General features: G+C 74.1%; 1 pseudogene. It reads left to right on the forward strand.

Going from position 1 to position 468, the window contains the following annotated elements:
• Positions 1-468 (forward strand): annotated as a pseudogene (locus P409_RS35760) (hypothetical protein); the annotation flags it as partial.

Genomic DNA, 468 nt, shown 5'->3' on the forward strand with positions numbered 1-468 from the left:
GCGGCGCCGGCCCGGCGCTGCTGCGCCTGGCCGAGCGGCTGGGCGCGCCGGTGGTCACCACCTACAAGGCCAAGGGGCTGGTGCCGGAGGATCACCCGCTGGCGCTCGGCGGCGCCGGGCTGTCGCCGGCGGCCGACGCGGTGCTGCTGCCGCTGTTCCAGCAGGCCGACCTGCTGCTCTTCGTCGGCTACGACCCGATCGAGATGCGGCTCGGCTGGCTCGACCCGGTCGCGGACCCGGCGAAGATCATCGAGGTCACCGGCGCCCCGGCCGACCACGCCATGCACCACGCCGGCATGCGCCTGCTGGCGGCTCCTGTCGCGGCGATCGAGGCGCTGGCCGAGGCGATCGGCGCAGACAATCGCCGGGAAGGTGGCGGTATCTCGGATAGCCTCTCCCGCGTGGCGGGAGAGGTCGGGCGTCCGCAGGACGACCGGGTGAGGGCTGGCACCGGCCTCGACAAAAATC

The organism is Inquilinus limosus MP06, assembly GCF_000767795.1.
In the GTDB taxonomy this organism is placed as follows: Bacteria; Pseudomonadota; Alphaproteobacteria; order DSM-16000; family Inquilinaceae; genus Inquilinus; species Inquilinus limosus_E.